Genomic DNA, 22,155 nt, shown 5'->3' with positions numbered 1-22,155 from the left:
ATGGAAACCCTCATGACGCGTCTTGCCGCCGCCGCTCTCGGGCTGTCCGCGATCCTCGCCGCCGGCGCGTCGCCCGCCGCCGCGCAGTTGCAGGGCGAGACGTTCATCCACGATCCGTCGACAGTGACCGAGTCCGACGGCAAATACTACACATTCGGCACGCGCGGCGGGGGGCTAGTCTCGGACGATGGCTGGACGTGGCGCAGCGGCCCCGAGCGTCCCGGCGGCGGCGTCGCGCCCGACGTGATCAAGATCGGCGATCGCTATTACGTCGCCTATGCGGTTGGCGGCGGGGGCATGTCCGGCGGGCATGCGAGCCAGGTCAAGATCACGTGGACGCTGTCGCTCGATCCAAAATCGCCGCGGTTCAAGTATCACGACGTCGGCGTGGTCGCGTCGAGCGATGGGGTGGAGACCGCCGACGCGATCGACCCCGCATTCCTGTACGTCGACGGCCATTTGTGGCTGACCTACGGCACCTATTTCGGGCCGATCCGCATTATCGAACTCGATCCGAAGACGGGCTTACGCGTCGCAGGCAATCAGCCGGTCGACGTCGCGATCGACATGGAAGCCACCGCGATGATGCACCGCGACGGCTGGTATTATTTGCTCGGCACGCACGGGACGTGCTGCGACGGGCCCAATTCGACCTACCATATCCGCGTCGGCCGATCGCGCAGTCCGCTCGGGCCGTATATCGATCACATGGGGACGCCGTTGCTGCGCGGCGGCGGCAAGCTGGTCGTCAGCGCACGCGATCGCAACGTCGGTCCCGGTCATTTCGGGCTGATCGAACTCGACGGCGGCGTCGAGAAATTCTCGATGCATTACGAGGCGGACATGGATCGCAGCGGCCGCAGCGTGCTGGGGATCGAGCCGCTCCGCTGGGCCGACGGCTGGCCGGTCGCGGGCGAGAACGTCGTCCCCGGCACCTATGAAGTCGCGTCCGAACGCAGCGGCTACGCGCTCGGTCTCGCCACCGATGTCGTCAGGATTGCGTTCGACCCGCGCCGCGCCTTCATGGCCAAGCCGACCGACCCCGTCAGCCCCATCCCCGACCAGACATTGGCGCAGGATTCGGCGGGTTGGCCGCAGGGCCGCATCCGCGTCGACCTCGCCGACTATATGAACCGCCCGCACCAATTGTGGACGATTGCGCCGGCGCCGGGCGGCGGCGGGTATTTCGGTGCGCCCTATTACACGATCACGATCGCCGGGACCGCGCGCGTGCTCGCGGCGACCGCGCAGGGCGAGGTCGAGACGGTGCCTGCGTTCACGGGCGCGACCGAGCAGATGTGGCGGATCGACCAACTCACGGACGGCACCTACCGCATCATGCCGAAGTCCGTACCGGGTGGCCGCGCAAACCTGGCGCTCGTCGCGATCGGCGCGAGCACCCCGACGCTCGCCGCGTTCGATCCGGCCAGCCCCGCCGGGCGCTGGACCTTCAAGCGGCCGTAGTTGATCCCGGCCGACGTTGACGCCGGCCGAGATTAAACTACTCCTACAAGTATCGAAGAGATGGGGCCGCTCAACGGTGGCCGAAAGGGAGAGTATGGACCTGTTGACGCACCGCACTTCAAAGTCGGGTTCCGGCCTGACGCGCGCGCTTACCGCGCTGACGTTCGCGCCGCTGATGCTTGCGGGCGCATTTCTCGCGACGCCGACCATTGCGCAGGACGCCGCGGCACCGACCGTGACGGCGACGTTGCAGGCGGACAAGCCGGGTGCGGTCGTCCACCGCGACGTGTTCGGGCAGTTCGCCGAGCATCTCGGCCACGGCATCTATGGCGGGATCTGGGTCGGCAAGGGCTCGCGTATCCCGAACGACGGCGGCTATCGTCGCGACGTGCTGGACGCGTTGAAGGCGATCAACGTGCCGATGGTGCGCTGGCCCGGCGGGTGTTTCGGCGACGAATATCATTGGCGTGACGGGATCGGTGCGACCAAGGCGCGCCCGACCAAGGTCAATACCAACTGGGGCGGCGTCAACGAGGACAACGCGTTCGGCACGCACGAATATTTCGGGTTGATGGACCGCCTCGGCGCGAGCACCTACGTCTCCGCCAACATCGGCAGCGCACCGCCGTCCGAGACCGCGCAATGGGTCGAGTACATGACCGCCGCGAAAGGCACGACCGTGCTGGCCAAGGAGCGTGAGCGCAACGGCCACGCCGCGCCGTGGAAGATCCAGTATCTCGGCATCGGCAACGAGCTGTGGGGCTGCGGCGGCAACATGCGCGCCGAATATGCCGCCGACCTGACCAACCGCTATGCGCAGTTCGCCAAGTCCGCGAACGGTCCGATGCTCAAGATCGCGAGCGGCCCGAGCGACTCGAACTATGAGTGGACCGAGGCGATGATGCGGATCGCCGGCAAGAACATCGATGGGCTGGGGCTGCATTACTACACCCGCCCGCGCGACAAGGACTGGAAGGACAAGGGCGCCGCGATCGGCTTTCCCGAGCGCGAATGGGCGTCCACCATGTCGCACACGCTGGAGATGGAGGCGTTCATCACCAAGCATTCGGCGATCATGGACAAATATGATCCGGCCAAGCGCGTGATGCTCGCGGTCGACGAATGGGGCACGTGGTACGATCCGACGCCGGGCAGCAATCCCGGTTTCCTCGAGCAGCAGAATTCGTTGCGCGATGCGGTGGTCGCCGGGCTCAACCTCAACATCTTCGCGCATCATGCCGACCGGGTCCGGATGGCGGCGATCGCGCAGATGGTGAACGTGTTGCAGGCGATGCTGCTCACCGACGGCGCCAAGATGGTGAAGACGCCGACCTATTGGGTGTTCGACCTCTACAAGCCGTGGCAGGGCGCGACGTCGTTGCCGATCCAGGTGACCTCGCCCTGGTATCATAAGGACGAGGTGGCGGTACCGGCCGTCAGTGCGTCGGCGGTGCGCGATGCGGCGGGGCAGGTGCATGTCGCGCTGGTCAACCTTGATCCGAACCGCGCGATGCCGGTGTCGGTCGCGCTCGCCGGATTGCAAGCGACGCAGGCGAGCGGACGGATCATCACCGGCACCGCGATGGACGCGCATAACAGCTTCGACGCGCCGGATACGGTCGTACCGCAGCCGTTCACGGGCGCTCAGGTGACGGGGGGCAATCTGACGCTGACGGTGCCGGCAAAGTCGGTCCTGGTGCTCGACCTGCGCTGATCGGGCGATGACCGTCGAACCCACGCGTCGCGACATGCTGGAAGGCGCAGCGGCGGTCGCCGTCGCTGCGCTTGCCGGACCCGGTGCCGGACCGAGTCAGGCTTGGGCGGCGGCACCGGCAGATGGTCCGCGGCTCTGGTATCGGCAGCCCGCGGTCGCCTGGACCGAGGCGTTGCCGGTCGGCAATGGTCGGCTCGGCGCGATGGTGTTCGGTGGGACCGCCAGCGAGCGGTTGCAGCTGAACGAGGATACGCTGTGGTCCGGCGGGCCGTACGATCCGGTCAACCCGGCGGCGCACGCGGCGCTGCCCGAGGTTCGGCGGTTGATCGATGCGGGCAAGTTCGCCGAGGCGCAGGCGCTCGCCAATGCGCAGGTCATGGGGCTGCCCAAGACTCAGATGGCGTACCAGCCGGTCGGCGACCTGATGCTGGAGATGCCCGGCGTGTCGGGGGCGGTCGGCGACTATGTCCGGCAGCTCGATCTCGACGCGGCGGTGGCGACCACCAGTTTCACGATGGGCGGCACGCGATTTCGGCGCGACGTGTTCGCGTCGCCCGGGGATCAGGTGATCGCGGTGCACCTCGTCGGCGATCGGCCGTTCGACCTGCTGGTCGGGCTCCAGTCGCCGCAGCTTGGCGCGAGCGTCTCGGTCGACGGTGCGACGGTGACGCTGGCCGGGCATAATGGCGAGCGGGCGGGGATTGCGGGCCGGTTGCGGTTTGCGGCGCGGGCGCGGGTTTCGACGGTGGGCGGTGTCGTCTCGAAGGATGGCGGCCGGGTTCGCGTCACGGGAGCGCGTGCGGTCACGGTGCTGGTGGCGATGGCGACCAGCTATCGCCGGTTCGACGATGTGAGCGGCGACCCGGAAGCGGCGACGCTTGCCACGCTCGATCGCGCGAGCCGGCGCGGAGTCGAGCGGATCCGCGCGGAGACGAGCGCCGCGCACCGTGCGCTGTTCCGCCGGGTGACCCTCGATCTCGGACGCACGGCGGCGGCGGACAAGCCGACCGACGAGCGCGTCCGTGCCAATCGCGCCGGTGACGATCCGGCGCTGGTGACGCTGTATTTCGACTATGGCCGCTATCTGCTGATCGCGTCGTCGCGACCGGGGACGCAGCCGGCGAACTTGCAGGGTATCTGGAACGACGCGATCAAGCCGCCGTGGGAATCCAAATACACCGTCAATATCAACACCGAGATGAATTACTGGCCGGCGGAGGTGACCGCGCTGGCCGAATGTACCGCGCCGCTGGTGCAGATGGTGCGCGAACTGGCTGTCACCGGAGAACGCACGGCGCGGACGATGTACGGTGCGCGTGGGTGGGTGTGTCATCACAACACCGATCTGTGGCGCGCGACGGCGCCGATCGACGGGGCGCAATGGGGGCTGTGGCCGACCGGCGGCGCGTGGCTGTGCACGCATCTGTGGGATCGCTACGATTACGGGCGCGACCTCGCCTATCTGCGGTCGGTCTATCCGCTGATGCGCGGGGCGGCGTTGTTCTTCCTCGACACGCTCCAGACCGATCCGGCGACCGGCACGCTGGTGACCAATCCGTCGCTGTCGCCCGAGAACATCCATCCCGCGGGCGCATCGATCTGCGCGGGGCCGGCGATGGACATGCAGATCCTGCGCGACCTGTTCGACCAGGTCGGGCAGGCGGCGGCGTTGCTCAAGATCGATGCACCGTTTGCGGCCGAAGTCGCGGCGGCGCGCGCGCGTTTGGCGCTCGATCATATCGGTGCGCAGGGCCAGCTTCAGGAATGGCAGCGCGACTGGGACGCGGCGGCGCCCGAGCCGCATCATCGCCATGTCTCGCATCTGTATGGCCTGTTCCCGAGCGACCAGATCGATCTCGACCGAACGCCTGCGCTGGCACAGGCGGCACGGCGGTCACTCGAACTGCGCGGCGACGAGTCGACCGGCTGGGCGACCGCGTGGCGCGCGAACCTGTGGGCGCGGCTGCGCGACGGCGATCACGCGCACCGCATCCTCGCCTTCCTGCTGGGCCCCGAGCGGACCTATCCCAATCTGTTCGACGCGCATCCGCCGTTCCAGATCGATGGCAATTTCGGCGGCACGAGGGCGATCGCGGAAATGCTGATGCAGAGCCGGGGCGACGAGATCCTGTTCCTGCCCGCGCTGCCGGGCGCTTGGCCGACCGGGTCCGTCACAGGGTTGCGCGCGCGCGGACGGTGTTCGGTCGACCTGCGTTGGCAGGGCGGCGAACTGGTCGAGGCGGTGGTCCGAGGCGAGATGTCGGGGCGGCGCGTGATCCGGCTCGGCGCGCGGCGGGTCGAGGTCGTGCTGACCCCGGGGAAAGCGGTGAGGCTTCGCGGCAATGGCCTCGTGCGCGCGTGAACAGCAAAAGGGGATGTCCGTGAACAAGCTTCTCGTCGCGCTCGGCACTGCGTTGATGCTGTCGACCGGCCCTGCTTCGGCGCAGGTCAAGACGCCCGGACCGCCGCCGGTTTCGGGTGCGAAGCCGGTAACGATCGAGCGGATCACCGTCCATTCGCCCGCGATCGAGGGTAATCTGGAAGGCGAGAGCCCCGACCGCGCGGTGCTGGTGGTCCTGCCGCCGAGCTATCGGGCCAGCCCGACGCGGCGCTATCCCGTTGTCTACGCCCTCCACGGTTATTCGATCGGCGCGGAGCAGTGGATCGGCGAGATCCACGTGCCGCAGACGATCGAGGGCGCGTTCGCGAAGGGCGCGCGCGAGATGATCGTCGTGATCCCCGACAGCAAGACCGCGCATAACGGGTCCTTCTATTCGAGTTCGGTGACGGTCGGCGATTTCGAGACGTTCGTCGCGCGCGACCTGGTCAGCTATGTCGATGGCCATTACCGGACGATCGCGGAACGTCGCAGCCGCGGGCTCGCGGGGCATTCGATGGGCGGCTACGGCACCGCGCGGATCGGCATGAAGCATCCCGAGACGTTCGGTGCGCTCTACATGATGAGCCCGTGCTGCCTGTCGACGCGCGCGCTCGGCACGCCCGATGCGGCGACCGAAACGGCGATCCGCGCGCTGCGATCGCCCGCGGACAGCGCGACCCTGTCATGGGGGCAGCGCGCGCAACTCGCGACCGCCGCGGCATGGTCGCCCAACCCCAAGGCGCCGCCGCTGTACCTCGATCTGCCGGTCAAGGACGGCGTGCCGCAACCCGACGTGGTGGCGCGCTGGGCCGCCAACGCGCCGCTGGCGATGCTCGACCAATATGTCGGCAATCTCCGGCGCTATGCAGCGATCGGGATCGACGTCGGCGACCGCGACGGGCTGAAGGACGATGCCGGCAAGCTTCACGCCGCGCTCGACAGCTACGGGATCGCGAACAGCTTCGAGGTGTATCCGGGCGATCATACCAGCGGCGTCGCCGGCCGCGTGCAGGACAGGATGATGCCGTTCTTCTCGCACGCGCTGGCGTTCGGCAAATGAGGGTCGCGGTGGCGGTCGCGCTGGGGCTGCTGGCGACCGCCGCGTCCGCACAGGTGTGGCGATCGGACCAGGGCGACGGGAGCTTCCGCAATCCGGTGCTGTTCGCGGACTATCCCGATCCCGACATCATCCGCGTCGGCAACGACTATTATTTCGCGACGACGACGTTCGCGAACACGCCCGGCATCACGATCCTGCACAGCCGCGATCTGGTCAACTGGACGCTCGCCTCGCATCTCGTCGATCGGCTGGAGGGCAAGCCCGAATACGACCTGAAGGGCGGCAACGCGTACCGGCACGGGCTCTATGCCTCCTCCTTGCGCTATCATGCCGGCACCTATTATCTCGCCAATACGCCGGTCGGGCAGAAGACGCGGATCTGGTACGCGAAGGACGTGCGCGGGCCTTGGCGCTATCACGAACTGGAGCGCGAGGCGTTCGATCCGGGGCTGTTCATCGAGCCCGACGGGCGCGCGTATCTGGCGACCGCGAGCACCGCGGACGGCACGATCACGCTGCTGACGCTCGACAAGCAATTGGCGCACGTCACCGCGTCGCAGAAAGTCCATTATATCAAGGGCGCGGAGGGGTCGAAGATCATTCGGCGCGGTGCATATTACTATCTCTTCAACGCGCTGCCGCCGCGGCTGGGGCTGACCGTGTCGCGGTCGCGCAGCCTGTTCGGACCGTGGGAAACGCGCGACCAGATCGACGACAAGACCGGCGGGCACCAGGGCGCGCTTGTCGACCTGCCAGATGGCCGCTGGTTCGGCTTCGTGATGGAGGATAGCGGCGCGATCGGGCGGATGACGAACCTGAGCCCGGTGTTCTGGCAGGATGACTGGCCGGTATGGGGCACGCGCGAGGCACCCGGTCGCGTGCGGCGGCGTGCGGCGAAACCGATCCTGGGTGCGGCGTTCGCGGAGCCGGCGACGTCGGACGATTTCGGGAAGCCGACGCTCGGATTGCAGTGGCAGTGGAACCACAATCCCGAGCCTTCGCGCTGGTCCTTGTCCGAGCGTCCGGGGTGGTTGCGGCTGAAGCCGACCTTCGCGAGCGGGTTCTGGAGCGCGCGCAATACGCTGGTGCAGAAGGGGCAGGGGCCTGCGAGCCGCGGCGAGGTGAAGCTCGACATCCGCCATCTGGCGCAGGGCGATCGCTGCGGGTTCGGGACGTTCGGGCAGTTCAGCGGGAATCTCACGGTGCAGGGCGCGGCGGGCGGCAAGGCGACGCTGGCGATGGAGGTGACCGAGGACACGGTCGCCGGTGCCCGGACCGAGGTTCGCGTCACCGCGCCTTTGCCGCGGACCGAGGCGCTGTGGTTGCGGACCGACATGGACTTCACGACCGACCGGGCGCGCGTGGCGTATAGTGTGGACGGACGGCGCTGGACCGGGCTGGGCGGCGACTTCCCGCTCGCGTTCGCGTGGCGGACGGGGACGTTCCAGGGCGAGCAGCTTGCGGTGTTCTGCTATGCGCCGACGACGAGCCGGGGGTGGCTGGATGTCGACCGGTTCACGCTTTCTGCGTTACCGCCGGGCAAGCCGGAGCGGGTGCGTTAGGGTCCTTTCACACCCTCCCGTTCGTGCTGAGCGAAGTCGAAGCACTGCCCTCAACGGGTGTTACGCCTGTGGAAAGGGACCCTTCGACTATGCTCAGGGCGAACGGGAGGGGGGCTTCTCATCACTGTTTGCTGAGCGTGACGTCCGCCGAAGCTGCTGGTTAAGGTGTGCTGGCATTTGGACTGTCCACACCTCTCCGTTCGTGCTGAGCGAAGTCGAAGCACTGCTCTCAACGGGCGTTCACGCCTGTGGAAAAATACCCTTCGACTGCGCTCAGGGCGAACGGGAGAGGGGGCCTCTCCCATCGCTATTTGTAGAGCGCAGCGTCCGCCCAGATTGCAGGTTGGGGCGCGCCAGCATTCGCCGCCGCACCACTCCCCCGCGCCACAAGTTCGACGATCCGAACACCCGCGAGCTTCGCCTCCAGCGGTACCGCCGCCTCACCAAACCCCATCGGCCGGGACTTGGCGAGCAGGCGACCGTCGCCCCAGATTTCGAACACCGTCGTGCCCGAGCGCGGCTGGCCGGAATCGTTGATGCCGACCTTGGCGGCGAACCGCGCATAGCCCTGGTTGCGCACTTCGAGGCGGGAGTTTGCGAGCACGCCGATCCCCGTGTCGAAGTCGGTGCCGGCCACGCGCAACAGCTTGCCATACGGCGCGCGGTCGGCTTCGGCGCCGCCCCAGCCGCCATATTGCGGGTGCTCGCCGCCGCCGCGCGTGCCCGTCCACGGCGTGATCGACTGGTAGATCGTCGGATCCGGCTGCGGCACGACCACGCCGTCGGTCGCCGGATTGACGCGGCCGGTCTGCTCCGAAAGGTACAGCCCGCCCGGCAACCGCCGCTTGCCGGTCGCGCGGAAGATCAGCGTCTCGTGCGGCGCGAGCGTCACCGCGATCTCCTTGCGGAAGCTCTGCTCCTTCTTGGTCCAGAGGTCCTTCAGGCGCACATCGGCGGTCGGCAGCATCTTGAGCTGCTCGGCGGTCAGCACGGCCTTGGCGGGCGACGCGGTGCGGTTGGACAGTGCGACGCCCTTGCTGCCGTCCGCGAGCGTCTTGACGAAGGTCTGCACCTCCGACGAGTCATAGGCCAGCACCGCCTGGTTGCCCGCCGAATCCTGGTTCAGCGCAACGATGTCCGCGTTGCCGAAGATCGCGAGCAGGTCCGGTGTCAGTTTCCGGAGATCGTAGCCGATGATCAGCGGCGCGTTGAGCATCGCCCACAATGCGAAGTGCGAGCGTGCCTCCGCGCTGTGTACCGCGTCGAAATCGCCGGTGCCGACGAACAGCATGTCGGGGTCGTTCCACGATCCCGGATGCGCATAGAGCGCGCGGTGCGTGACGGTGTCGAGGTTGGTCAGCATCCGCGGCCAGACCGGCTGAATGTCGTCGCTGGTGCGCGACGTGTTGCCGACGTCCTTGCCCCAGGCGCGCACGTCGCCCGCGCCCCACAGGCACAGCGAATAGACGTACGGCCGGTCGCCCGCGTGCGTGTGCAGCGCCGTGCGAACCTGTTCGTAGAGGCCGCGGATGCCGGCGATGTCCGATCCGCCGAGCGACTGCATGTCGACGAGTGGCGTGAGGGCGCGGTACAGGCCGGACTTCACGCGCGGTGCGTCCGCTGGCAGGCCGCGCGCACCGCAGCCGTCGACCTTCAGGAAATCGAAGTTCCATTCGGCGAAGAACAGCCGGATATCCTGGTCGACATGGCCGTACAGCCCGACCTCGCGCTCGGCGACGCTGCCCTCGGGCTGGTTCTTGAAATCGGGCGTGTAGATCTGACCGCAGCTATTGCGGCCGATTTCCGAATAGATGCCGACCTTGAGACCCATCGCGTGGAGCCGGTCGGTGAACGGGCGGAAGCTGGTGTCCGCGCCGGTCGCGGCGGACGGGAATTGGCTGGTGCGGATCAGTAGCCGGCCGTCGGGCTGGCGACGCTTCAGCCACCAGCCATCGTCGATGTTGACGTAGCGATAGCCGATGTCGCGCAACTTGGTGTCGATCAGCGCTTGCGCCGAGGCGAGAACCTTCTCCTCGTCGACGTCGCTGTTGAAGGCGTTCCACGAGCTCCAGCCCATCGGCGGCACCGGGGCTGAGCCATCGGTATTGGCGCTCCATCTACCGGTCGGGGTCAGCGGATCCGCCAGTGCCGCGATCGGTGTGCAGAGCGCGACCAGCGCGGTGCCGAGCGTCGCGAGTGTCCGGATGCTGCTCACTTCGGCAGCTCCGCCGACTGGCGCGCGGTGAAGCTCGCGGTCTGCCCGGCGACCCCCGTACCGGGCTGTCCTGCGCCCACCGTCACGCGGTAGGTGCCGGCGGCCACCGAGCGCGCGCCGTCCAGCGCGACCGAGCTCAGATCGCGCGGCGACAGGTCGAACGTCAAACTGCGCGCTTCGCCGGGGCGGAGTGCGATACGCTGGAACCCGCGCAGTGCGATCCGCGGGGTGCCGGGTCGGTCGGGGAAATCGAGATAGAGTTGCGCGACCTCCTCGCCGGGTCGATCGCCCTGGTTGGTCAGTCTCGTGGTGACGCGCAGGCCGTTCTCGGCGCCGCCGCGTGCCGGCGTGACGGTCAGCGGTGCATAGCCGAACTTCGTGTAGCTGAGTCCGTGGCCGAACGGATAGACCGGCGTGCCCGCGAAATAGCGATAGGTGCGGCCCTTCATCGCGTAATCGCCGAACGGCGGCAGGTCGCCGACGCTACGATAGAAGGTGAGCGGCAGGCGGCCCGACGGGTTGGTGCGGCCGGTCAGGATGTTCGCCGCAGCCGTGCCCCCGGTCTCGCCCGGATACCAGGCCTCCAGCACGGCGGCGGCGTTGTCCTTCGCCCAGGCGAGGTTGATCGGGCTGCCGTTCATCGTGACGAGCACGATCGGCTTGCCGGTGGCCTTGGCCTGTTCGAGCATCGCGATCTGGTCAGCGGGGAGGTCGAGCGTCGTCTTGTCGCCGCCCGAGAAGCCCGGCACCGTCACGCCGGTCTCCTCGGCTTCGAGGTCGGAGGTGAGGCCTACCACCGCTACCAGCACGTCAGCCGCGGCAGCGGCGCGACGAAGCTCGGCGGACGGCGCATCCGACACGCGCTTCCACACCAGGTCGATGCCGCTGCCCTCCGCGCGGATCGCATAGCGCCTGCCGCCTTCGAGTTTCAGCGTCGTCATGCCCGGCAGGTCGTTCCAGCGCGTCTTGCGTCGGTCGGAGATCATCTTGCCGTCGAGCGTCAGCGTGCCGCCCGACCCCGACAGGCCGACGCGGTAGGTGCCGCTTTCGGGGGGCACCAGGAAGCCGGTCCATTCGGTGCGATGGACGTCGGTGACGCGTGCGAGATCGAGGTTGCGATTGCCGACGTCGGGCTCGATCCGCGTGACCACCGGCTGCGCCTGATACCTGGCGGCGGCGACGAGCTTCTCGCGCGTGCCGCGGGCATATTGCGCGGGCATCGGCGTGGTCGGATTATAGTAGCGCGCGAGCAGGCCGGGCTTGCCGTCGGGCGTGAGCAGCGCGGACGTTGGCACGCGGTCGCCGTCCGTGACGGACTCGCCGAACGGCACGAGCGTGACCTGGCTCGCACCGAGCGCGGTTTTCAGCCCCTCCAGCACCGATACCGGCTGGCCCGACAGCGGCGACGAGTAATTCCCACGCAACACGCGCGTCGCATCGCCGAGCGGGCCGATCACGGCGAGCTTCACGCCGGGTTTGAGCGGCAGAATGCCGTCGTTCTTGAGCAGCACCATCGATCGCTCAGCCGCGGCCAGCGCCAGTCGCCGATGCTCGGGGGCACCGACGACGCTGGTCGGCAACGCCTTGGGGGCGCCGGCGAGTCCGGGCAGGTCGCCGTTGCGGTACCGCGCGGTGAACAGGCGGACGAGGCTCTGGTCGACGTCCGCCTCGGTGATCAGGTCGCGACCGAGCGCCTCGCGGTACCGGGTCTCCAGGCCCGCGGTATCGCCCAGCGTCTCGCCGTTGCATTCGTTGTCGACGCCGGCGCGCATTGCGGCGGCGACCGCGGCGGCGCTGTCGGGTGCGTATTTATGGTTGTCGGCGATGTCCTTCACCGCGTCGCAATCGGACACGACATAGCCCTTGAAGCCCCACGCGCCGCGCAAATGCTCCTTGAGCAACAGGTCGCTGGCGCAGGCCGGCTGGCCGTCGATGCGGTTGTACGCGCACATCACCGAGCCTGCATGCCCGTCGACGAGAGCCGCACGGAAGGCGGGGAGGTAGGTGTCCTCCAGATCGTGTGCGGAGATGTAGACGTTGGCCTGGTGACGCGTGCCCTCGGGCCCGCTGTGCACCGCGAAATGCTTGGGCGTGGCGATCACCTGCGGGCGATCGGGGTTGGGGCCCTGCATCCCGGTCACGAACGCGACGCCCATCGTCGCGGTCAGGAACGGATCCTCGCCGTACGTCTCCTGCCCGCGACCCCAGCGCGGATCGCGGAAGATGTTGATGTTGGGCGACCAGGTGTCGAGCCCGGTGCCGATATGCCCGTTCCTGCCGGTCTCGCGGCCGAGCGTGTGCAGCCCGCGCACCTCCTCGCTGATCGCGCCCGCGACGTCGTGGACGATCGGCGCGTCGAAGCTTGCGGCGAGGCCGATTGGCTCGGGGAAATTGGTGGTCGCGAGCGGTCCCAGCGCGCCGTGCAGCGACTCGGTCCACCAGTTGTACGCGGGCACGCCGAGCCGCGGGATCGCGGGCGCGACGTTGAGCAACTGCGGCAATTTCTCGTCGAGCGTCATCCGCGACACCATCGTCCGCGCCATCTGCTCGGCGGGATCGGTCGCGGTCCGCTGGCTCGGCGCGGCGGCGGGCTCGCGCGAGATTGCCGGGGAGAATGCGAGCGCGAGCCCGGCGGTCGCCAGGGCTTTCGCCCTCTTGGTCATGCGCATCGTCAGTCTCTCCCGTTGCGGCGCGCGTTGGCGGCCGTTCTTGTTCTTCGCACCCGTTCGGGGCTTATCGCGCCGGCAGGATCGGCACTTCGAACGTGCCGACGGGCAGCGGTGCGTCGTCGGCAAGGTTGGTCGCCGGGGCGTCGGCCCACGCGTAGCGGACACGTGTGACGGGTTGGCCATCGCCAGGCAGCATGACCTCGGACCCCGCGACCTTGCCCGGAGCGTAGCGGCAGGTACCGACCGCGGCGCCGCACAGTTCGAAGCCGATCGCCTGCGCGGCACTGCGGGCATGCAGCGCACCCGTCACACCGCTGAACCGCACCGTGACGCCGCCATCCGCACTATGCCGCGCATCGGCGACCGCAGGGCCGGACGGCGCGATTTTCTCGCCGTACACCGCAGCACGCATCACACGCGCGAGCCTTTGCCCGACCTCGCGCTTCTCACCGGGATGAATGTCGAGCGCATCGCCGAGGTCGAGCGCGACGGCGATACCGGCATGCGGGTCCGCCGCCGCCACGCGTCGCTGCGCATCGCGGACGTCGCCCCAACCGCTCTCGCTCGGCGCGATCGCAGGGCTGCCGTAATTGGCGAGCTGGACGATGCCGAACCCGGTTTCGGGCGTGCCGAAGCGGTGGCGCCAGTCGGCGATCAGCGCGGTCATCCGGCGGTCGTACCCGGGGATGCCGGTGTCGGACTCGCCCTGGTACCAGGCCATGCCGGCGAACTTCGTAGCACCCAGCGGCGCGATCATCGCATTGTAGAGCGTGCCAGCACCGTTGATGTCGTCCCACGGCACGCGCGGTGCGGCGCCAGCGAGCCGCTTGGCGATCGCATAGCGCCAGCCGGTACCGAGCGGCACGCTGGTCCCGTCGGCGAACGACAGCCGCATCGAATCCGCGTGGCCAGTCATCCCGCCATAGGCATAGACGTCGTCGTCGTTGACCGTGATGACGTTGCGCCCGGCCTTCAGGCTGCCGGCGGGCAGCGCGTAGACGCGCGATTGCGACGCGAGGCTGCTGCCACCGACGCCTACGCCGTTGACCCAGGTACGGTCCGCATCGTCGATCATGCCCAGCACCAACGTCGCCGGGCCGCGTGCCTGTTCGGCGGTGAGCTGGACCTCGTGCTGATACCAGATCATGCCGTTGTAATCGGCGAGTGCGGGGACGCCCCAGGTCTCGAAATTGGTCATCGCGGGCACTGGATGCCAGTCGAGCGCGGCCTCCGATTGCCACGGTTCGCGGCCGGCGGCGTCGCCCGAACCGTCGCGCCACCAGCTTTCCCAGATCGTCGATGCCTGCCGGTTGGCGGCGGCGGGATCGCGGGCATAGAGCGCGAGCAGGTCGGCGGGGGCGCCGAGCCCGGCCTGACGCAGCGCGGTGTCGCTCATCCACGCGCTGATCCGCGACCCGCCCCAGCTCGAATGCACCGCACCGATCGGTACGCCCGACGTACGGCGCAGCGCCTGGACCATGTAGAAACACGCGGCCGAGAATGCGGGCGCAGTGGTCGGGCCGGACACTGCCCAGCGGGGCTGCTCGGCAAACCGCGCGACCGGCACCGCCGCAGAGACCTTGGCGATCGTCAGCAGGCGGAGCTTGTCGTCGACCTCCGGATGCGCATCAGGAAACAGGCCTTGTCCCTGCTCGACGCGGAGTTCCATGTTGCTCTGGCCCGAACACAGGAACACGTCGCCGACCAGGATATCGCGCAGGACGGCCGCACCGCTCGGCGCCGCGATCGTCAGGTCGTACGGACCGCCGGCGGGGAGCGCGGGCAGGCTCGCCGAAAAGCTGCCGTCGCGCGCGGCCTTGGCAGTGACGCTGCGCCCCGCCAGCGTGATCATCACGGTTTCGCCGGCTGCGGCCTGTCCGGTCAGGACGATCGGCTGCCCGCGCTGGATCACCGCGTGATCGCCCATCACGCCGTCGAGGCGCGGGGCCGCCGACGCGGCGGTCGCGCCGATGGTTAGGATCGCGCCGATGGCCAGGCACGCTGTGACGGTCCGCATGTTGTATTCCTCTGACGGCTAGATCGGCTGGAGGCCGTGGCGCTTGATACGGTCGATAAGCTCGCGGTGGCCGGGCAGGCTGCTCACCAGCCGCTGTGTCTGCACCTGGTTGTCGTGCCGCGCGCGCCGAGCCAACGCGACATCGTCGTCGATCGACCCCGGCATCACCGCGGTCCGCGCGCCCATGCCGTACAGCACATATTGATAGCTGGCCGACGGGAAGACTTCCTCGGCGCGGTCGAATTCGTCATGGACCCAGGGCGACTGGAACCGCCAGAGTTCCATCAGGCCCGCGAGCCGGTCAGGGATCGACTCCGGGCGGACATTGTCGCGCCAGAACGCGGTGTCGGTCCGCTTCGTCAGCGCATAATGCAGCTTGAGGAAGTCGATGATCCGCCCCCAGCGATAATGGGCCGTGTCGTTGAAGCGGTGCGCGACCACGTCCATCACTTCGCGACACGCGGGCATCTGCTCGGCGATCATCTTCGCGGACAGCTCGATCAGGACGATCGCGGAGGCCTCCAGCGGTTCGAGAAACCCCGCGGCGAGCCCGACCGCGACGCAGTTGCGCACCCAGAACTGTTCTCGGTGGCCGGCACGGATCGCCAGCCGGCGCGCGGTCAGGTCGCGCGCCGCGGGCCCGATATAGTCGCGCAATTCCTGCTCGGCGGCGTCCGCGCTGATGTGACTGCTCGAAAAGACATGGCCGACCCCGCGCCGCGTCGGCAGGCCGATGTCCCAGATCCAGCCGGCCGATTGCGCGGTCGAGATCGTGTGGCTCGCGATCGGCGCGTCGGGCTGGTCATAGGGCACCTGCATCGCCAGCGCGGTGTCGCAGAACAGGACGTCCGTGCAGCTGCGGAACGGTACCTTCATCGCGCCGCCGATCAGCAGCGCGGCAAAGCCGGTGCAGTCGATGAACAGGTCGCCCGCGATCGAAACGCCCTGTTCGGTATCAAGGGTGGCGATGTCGCCGCTATCGTCGAGATGCACCTCGGTGACGTCGGCCTTCACATGGCGGACGCCGAGCGTGTCGCAGCAATTCCGCTGGAGAAAGTGCGAGAATTTGCCCGCGTCGAGGTGATAGGCGTAGTTCGCATGGCCGTCATATTCGGGCGTCGCGATCGTCTTGGGGCCGAGCCCTTCGTCGCAGATCCGGCCCTGCGGCGTGACCGTGTCGCAGAACGTCGCGCTGCCCTCGTCCGCCAGCCAGTGCGGTGCGAGGTTCACCTGCCCGAAGTGCTGCGGCAGCATCAGCGGGTGGTAATAGCCGTCGTCCGGTGCACCGGTGGTCCAGCGATTGAACCGCGCGCCCTGCTTGAACGACGCGTCGCATTGCCGGAACAACTCGGTCTCCGACACGCCCATCTTCTTGAGCGTCGAACGCAGCGTCGGCCACGTCCCTTCGCCGACGCCGATCGTCGGCACGTTGGGCGATTCGACCAAAGTGACGGTGAAGCCGTGCTGGCGCCGGGCCTGGTGCTTGGCCGCGATCACGCCCGCGGTCAGCCACCCTGCGGTGCCGCCGCCGACGATAACGATGTTCTGAATTTCGTGCATGGTGCAGCGTAATCGAAAAAAGGCGGAGCACGAACAGGTCGTGCTCCGCCAGTGGGAGGGGGATCAGAAGTGGAAGCGGACGCCTGCGGTGTAGCGGCGGCCGTAATCGAACACGTCGAGCAACTGATTGTCGAAGCGCCCGTGCGTGCTCTGCTGGTTGTTGTTGACGTTCAACGCTTCGGCAAAGACGCTGAACTGCTTGTTGACGTCGTAGCTCGTCGACAGATCGACCTGGAAGCTCTGGTCGACGAAGGTCGGCTCCGACCCGAAGGCGCCGGTGTTCTGGTTCTGGCCGAACTGAAGCAGATACTTGTCGCGCCAGTTGAGCGCGGTGCGGAACTGGAACCCACCCTTGTCATAGAAGCCGACGAAGTTCGCCGAATTTGCCAACCCGGTGACCGCGAAGCCGGTCTGCGAGATGTTCTTGTCGTCGTAGGGCCGGTTGGTGTTGACGAAGGTTGCGTTGGCCTGGAACCCGAAGCCCGAGTTGCCGAACACCTGCTGCCACGCCAGTTCGACACCGCGGACGGTCGCGTTGGGTCCGTTGACCTGCTGCGATACGGCGAAGCTCGCCAGGATGCCCGTCGTCGGATCGATCAGCCCGTTGATCGACTGCCGCGTCACGCCGCCGATGATGAAGTTGCTGACGTTCTTCAGGAAGAAGTCGACCGACAAATACGAGTTGCGCTGATAATACCATTCGGCGGCGATGTCGAAATTGTCCGCCAGATACGGCTTCAAATTCGGGTTGCCGCCGCTGGCCGTCAGGGCGCCGACGCGCTGGCCGTTGCCGACGTTCAGCACCGGGTTGAGCACGCTGAGGCTCGGACGGGTCAGCGTACGTGACGCGTCGAAGCGCACCAGCAGCGTGTTGGTGATTTCCAGCTTCGCATCAAGGCTGGGCAACAGGTAGGAATACGAGCTGTTGGTCGTGTTCGGCACGATCGCGGTGTAGGTCGGGATGCCGAGCAACGACGGATCGGCGGTGCTCGTCGTGATCGAGGTCGGCAGGCGACCTTGCCCAGTCGCGCGCAGGTTCGTCGTTTCGTTGCGGACGCCTGCGTTCATCGTGAACGGCATGCCGCCGACGTCCGCCTTGAAGTTCGCGCTGAAGTAGAGCGACCAGGTCCGCTCGCGCACGTTCAGGACGCTGCCCGGATCGACCGCCTCGTCGAACGCACCGCGGAAACCGAGCAGGCCGTCGCCGCTCGTCGGGCTCGGATAATTGAAGCCCGGGATGTTCTTCGCGTACGGATTGCCCAGGCCCGTCAGGTAGTTCTGGTACGCGGTCGGGCTGAACACGAACACCGACGGCGGCAGGCTGCCGTTGAAGCCAGGGATGAAGTTGTCGAGGCTGACCGAGCCTTGGTAGATATTTGCGGGGACCGGCGAAACGCCCGTCGTCCGCCCCGATGGTCCGCCATAACCGGCATAGGCCTGCCAGAAGTTGTTGGTGAACGTGCTCTGGTTGCGGAAGTTGAACGTGTCCTGATAATATTGGCCACCGGCCTTGAGCGTCAAATTGTCCTGCTTCCAGGTGGCGTTGCCGCGGAACTGGGCGAGTTCATCGGTATTGTGCTGCGTCTGGTTGACCGTGACGTGCGTACCGATCACCGATTGATCGGCCCAGCGTGCGCCATCGCCCGCAGGACCGAAGTTGCTGATCGTCGGGAAGGCGTCGCTGCTCTTGCCGTCGACCTTGAAGCGCAGGACGTTGCCCAGCGCGTTGCCGTACCCGATGTCGCCGTTCTTGCTGCCGATCACGTTGCCGGGGTTCAGCCAGCTTTTCGCATACGAGCCGTCTGCTTCCAGCGTCAGATTTTCCGTCACGTCATACTTGACGTTCAGGCCGGTCTGGTTGGTCTGAAGGATCTGCTTGTTTTCCGCAGCCGTGAAATCGGTTGGGCTGCCGGCCTGCGTGAAGTCGACCGCGGTGCCGTTCTTGTCGACCGTGACGTTGCGCAGATCGCCCTGGCTGAACCACACGCCGAACGCGTAATTGTCCTGGTTGATCGTCTGGCGCGAGAAGTTGTTGTCCAGCGTGACCATCAGGTCGTCGGTCGGATGATATTGGAATGCGACGCGTGCATCTACGCGCTCGTCCTTCACGCGCTGTTGCTCGGCGCCATATTGCTGCGGGAACCAGCCGGGCAGGTTCTGGCGGTTGTTGGGATTGGCGTAGTTTGCCGACTTCGGATCGCTGGTCGGCGCACAGTTTGCCGCCCCGGCGTTACCGGTCAGCTGGCACGGCGCGAAATTGCCGCCCGGCCAACCCGACACGTAGACGCGATTGGTCTCGGTATCGCGCCGCGTGTAGATCGCGTCGGCTAGTACGCCGAACGTCTCGTCATTGTTCGTGCTGCTGATGAGTAGGCCGGCAGTCGGCACGATCTTGCCCGAACGGTCCTGGATCGCCCCCGATCCGGTCGCGGCAAGGCGGAAACCGGGATGGTCGAACGGCTTGGGGAACGCGATATCGACCGTCGCGCCAATCGAGCTGGATGCGACGGTGACGTCGGGCGTCTTGAAGACGCTCAACTGGCCGATGAAATCCACGCCGACGGTGCTGAAGTCGATCTGGCGATTGCCGGTTGCGGTCGAGATGCGGCGGCCATCGTACAACGTGGTGTTGAAATCGCCGCCGAAACCGCGAACCGTGATGCCGATCGGCTCGCCGCGCGAACCGGAACGCTGGATCGACACGCCCGGCAGGCGCTGCAGCGACGCCGCGACGTTGGAGTCCGGGAACTTGCCGATGTCTTCCGCCGAGATGACGTCGACGACGCCCGACGAGGTGCGCTTCAGGTCGAGGTTGCGCTGGAGCGATCCGCGCAGACCGGTGACGATGATGTCGTCGCTCTGCGGTGCGCTGCCTTGCACCGTGTTACCCTGCGACACGTCTGGCGCGGTCGCTGCGTCCTGCGGCTGTCCGGCTTCCGACGCGGTCGTGGTGTTCGCGGTCGTCGGTACGGCTGGCTGCGGCGCGGACGGCTGCGTGGTCGTGCTGTTCTGAAGATTGCCCTGATCCTGCGCCATTGCCGGGATCGACCACATCATCGCCAGTACGCTGGTCGCGCAGGCGAGTGCGCTCGATGGGTGGGCCAGTCCTCGAAAGCCGAAAGCGCGCGTAGTGGTGGTCACGGTCAAACATCCCCTCATGCGGCGCCGCACCGCCCTTCTTGTGAGAGGCGTTCACGACAGAGTTACTTGGATGATCGAATCATGCGCGTTTCCGCACCGTCTCGATCATCTACGGTAGCGCTCACAATAGTCAGGCTAACAATCAATGCAAGCATTTGTATGAGTGGTCGAGGCGAGGCTTTGCAACCGGGGCGCCATGTGCGATCTCTCGGGCAAGAAGACTGTACGGAGAGAGATGGATGCCGATCTGGGAGATGCTGAGCCATGCGCAGCACGCGGCGTTGCGCGTATCGCGCGCGCGCGATGGCGAGCGGCAATTCGCGCAGATCGTCGCGGACGAATTTCTCCAAGCCGCACCGTATTATGCGATTTTGTTCACGAAACACCCGGAAACCGGCGCCTTCTACGCAGGGGTCGTCATGGGCCTGGAACCGGGCCACAACCTGATGGCGGTGAAGGGGGCGTTGCCCGACTATCGACCCGCCGACCTCGAACGCCAAGGCTTCTACATCACCGACGGGCAGCTGGTCGTCGACCGCGAACACGGTGTCTTTGCGGAGCCAGACGGCCAGCTTTTGTTCGACATGAACGGTGAGGCAGCGCTACCACTCAAGCGCATCCAGCAGGCGCTGCACGTCCTCCAGTCGGGCATTCCCGAAACCGATGCGCTGATCGAGCGTTTTCTCGCGCATCGCCTGCTCGAGCCGATCGACGTGACGATGAGCTTCGACGACGGCGAACATCTGACGCTCGAAGGGCTCTACACGATCAGCCTCGACGCGCTGCACGCGTTGCCCGATGCCGCGGTGCTCGACCTGTTTCGCCGCGGCGACCTGCAACTCGCCTATGCGCAGGCCGGATCGATCCGCCATCTCCGAACGCTCGGCCGAATCCGCAACAACCGGTTGGCGGACATCGGCTGATGTTGCACGAGCCGCCCGCCGACGCGCTGCGCGATCCGGAAATTTTCCAGGCCGAGGTGATGGCGCGGTGCGAGCCCGCGGTATTGCGCGGCGCGGCGCGGGATTGGCCGATGCTGTCGGGCGCGACGACGCCAAGTGCTGCGCTGGACGGCGTGGTGGCGCAGCTTCGCCGCTTCGACATCGGCAAGCTCGCGGAAGTGTTCGTCGGCCAGCCGGAGATCGGCGCACGCTATAATTACGACGCGACGCTCGCCGGGTTCAATTTCGAGCGCAGTTCGGTGCCGTTCGGCGAGGCGCTGACGCGGATTCTCGACAGTGCGGCGGACCCCGGCCGGACCAGCATGTACATGGGATCGATGACCGCAGAGACGTATTTCCCCGGTATCGAGGAGACCACCTGCCTGCCGTTCGTCCCGCCCGCGGTGCGCCCCCGGTTCTGGGTCGGGCACGCATCGACGGTCGCCTGCCACTACGACACGATGGACAATGTCGCGTGCGTCGCGGCGGGGCGGCGGCGCTTCACGCTGTTCCCGCCCGACGCGATCCGCGACCTGTATGTCGGACCGATCGACCACACGCTCGCCGGCCAGCCGATCAGCCTCGCGGTCGGCAGCGAGCCCGGCGACCCGCGCTTCCCCCGCTTCGAAAACGCCCGCGACCGCGCGCTGGTCGTCGAACTGGAGCCCGGCGACGCGCTCTACGTGCCGAAACTCTGGTGGCATCAGGTCGAGGCGGTCGGCGACGTCAACGTGCTGGTCAATTTCTGGTGGGACGGGTTCAGCGCAGGACCGGACCAGCCCTACACCGCGATGCTGCTATCGCTGCTGACGATCGCCGAACGCCCGCCGGCCGAGCGCGCAGCGTGGCGCGCGTGGTTCGATCATTACGTGTTCCGCCCCGACGGCCACCCGCTCGCGTTCCTCTCGCCCGAACGCCACGGCGTGCTCAGCGCGTCGAAGGAGAATTACGGGCGTATCCGAACACTGGTGATGCGCCTGCTCCGCGGCGGTTGAGAGTGCGGGATAATGTGTGGTCGTGTGGAGTTCGTACGTGGGATCGGCGACGAACTATCACTCGCAGCGAGTGTTGCCCGTGCGGCGTCGACGATGGCGGCAGCGGCGTCCGCGCTGTCGGGGGAAAGGCGGTCCCCGCGCGCTTCACGATCTACGGCCACGCCACGCGGATCGACTGCATGGTCGACGGCGACACGTTCCGGACGGGGCACCAAGATCCGCATCGCCGACACCGACACGCCGGAGACCCACCCGCCCCGCTCCGTCCGCGAAGCGCGCCTCGGGCCGGCGGCAACGCTGAAGATGCAGGCGCTGCTGAACGCAGCCCCCTCACGCTTACCCCGATCAAGCGCGACGTCGACCGGTATCGTCGCTAGCTGCGGATCGTAGGGCGCGACGAGGTGTCGGGGAAACCGCTCGCCGTGGCGTTGACCAGA

Annotated in this window: 12 protein-coding genes; 7 read left to right on the top strand and 5 right to left on the bottom strand. The window is 67.3% G+C overall.

The genetic code is table 11. The annotated features are described in order from the left end of the window. From C8J39_RS04610 to C8J39_RS04590, 5 genes are all read left to right on the top strand, one after another. The gene (locus tag C8J39_RS04610; RefSeq protein ID WP_120299420.1) at positions 1 to 1,464 is read left to right on the top strand and encodes a family 43 glycosylhydrolase; all 1,464 of its coding nucleotides are present in this window, start codon (positions 1 to 3) and stop codon (positions 1,462 to 1,464) included. A gap of 175 nt (positions 1,465 to 1,639) precedes the next feature. Next, on the top strand, positions 1,640 to 3,178 hold the full coding sequence (locus C8J39_RS04605) for an alpha-N-arabinofuranosidase (protein ID WP_120299730.1): 1,539 nt from the start codon (positions 1,640 to 1,642) through the stop codon (positions 3,176 to 3,178). A gap of 7 nt (positions 3,179 to 3,185) precedes the next feature. Beyond that, positions 3,186 to 5,540, top strand: a complete 2,355-nt coding sequence (locus C8J39_RS04600) for a glycosyl hydrolase family 95 catalytic domain-containing protein (protein ID WP_120299419.1) — start codon at positions 3,186 to 3,188, stop codon at positions 5,538 to 5,540. Positions 5,541 to 5,595: 55 nt separating this feature from the next. Next, entirely contained in the window at positions 5,596 to 6,618 is a 1,023-nt protein-coding gene (locus tag C8J39_RS04595) for an alpha/beta hydrolase (protein ID WP_404969315.1), read from the top strand. After that, entirely contained in the window at positions 6,615 to 8,180 is a 1,566-nt protein-coding gene (locus tag C8J39_RS04590; protein ID WP_120299418.1) for a glycoside hydrolase 43 family protein, read from the top strand. The genes C8J39_RS04595 and C8J39_RS04590 overlap by 4 nt, the downstream gene beginning before the upstream one ends. Before the next feature lie 307 nt (positions 8,181 to 8,487). Here C8J39_RS04590 and C8J39_RS04585 read toward each other — a convergent pair whose 3' ends face one another. The 5 genes from C8J39_RS04585 to C8J39_RS04565 all read right to left on the bottom strand — a co-directional run bounded on the left by C8J39_RS04585 (position 8,488) and on the right by C8J39_RS04565 (position 19,698). Next, a complete protein-coding gene (locus C8J39_RS04585) occupies positions 8,488 to 10,395 on the bottom strand; it encodes an NPCBM/NEW2 domain-containing protein (protein WP_310793801.1) in 1,908 nt (635 codons plus the stop codon). Then, the gene (locus C8J39_RS04580; RefSeq protein ID WP_120299417.1) at positions 10,392 to 13,064 is read right to left on the bottom strand and encodes a glycoside hydrolase family 3 C-terminal domain-containing protein; all 2,673 of its coding nucleotides are present in this window, start codon (positions 13,062 to 13,064) and stop codon (positions 10,392 to 10,394) included. The genes C8J39_RS04585 and C8J39_RS04580 overlap by 4 nt, the downstream gene beginning before the upstream one ends. Positions 13,065 to 13,128: 64 nt before the next feature. Then, entirely contained in the window at positions 13,129 to 15,081 is a 1,953-nt protein-coding gene (locus C8J39_RS04575; protein ID WP_120299416.1) for a sialate O-acetylesterase, read from the bottom strand. A gap of 18 nt (positions 15,082 to 15,099) precedes the next feature. After that, on the bottom strand, positions 15,100 to 16,641 hold the full coding sequence (locus C8J39_RS04570; RefSeq protein ID WP_120299415.1) for a tryptophan halogenase family protein: 1,542 nt from the start codon (positions 16,639 to 16,641) through the stop codon (positions 15,100 to 15,102). A gap of 63 nt (positions 16,642 to 16,704) precedes the next feature. Next, positions 16,705 to 19,698, bottom strand: a complete 2,994-nt coding sequence (locus C8J39_RS04565) for a TonB-dependent receptor (protein ID WP_183037940.1) — start codon at positions 19,696 to 19,698, stop codon at positions 16,705 to 16,707. A gap of 323 nt (positions 19,699 to 20,021) precedes the next feature. Here C8J39_RS04565 and C8J39_RS04560 point away from each other — a divergent pair, with 323 nt between their 5' ends. Further along, positions 20,022 to 20,705 carry a SapC family protein gene (locus tag C8J39_RS04560; RefSeq protein ID WP_120299414.1) on the top strand — a complete coding sequence of 228 codons (684 nt, stop codon included), beginning with the start codon at positions 20,022 to 20,024 and terminating at the stop codon, positions 20,703 to 20,705. After that, entirely contained in the window at positions 20,705 to 21,718 is a 1,014-nt protein-coding gene (locus tag C8J39_RS04555) for a cupin-like domain-containing protein (RefSeq protein WP_120299413.1), read from the top strand. Before C8J39_RS04560 ends, C8J39_RS04555 begins: the two co-directional genes overlap by 1 nt. Positions 21,719 to 22,155: the final 437 nt, after the last annotated feature.

Origin of the sequence: Sphingomonas sp. PP-CC-1A-547, from assembly GCF_003610375.1 — a bacterium.
GTDB lineage: Bacteria > Pseudomonadota > Alphaproteobacteria > Sphingomonadales > Sphingomonadaceae > Sphingomonas.
Note: the sequence above shows the minus strand (reverse complement) of the source record. Positions and strands in the feature narration are given on the sequence as shown.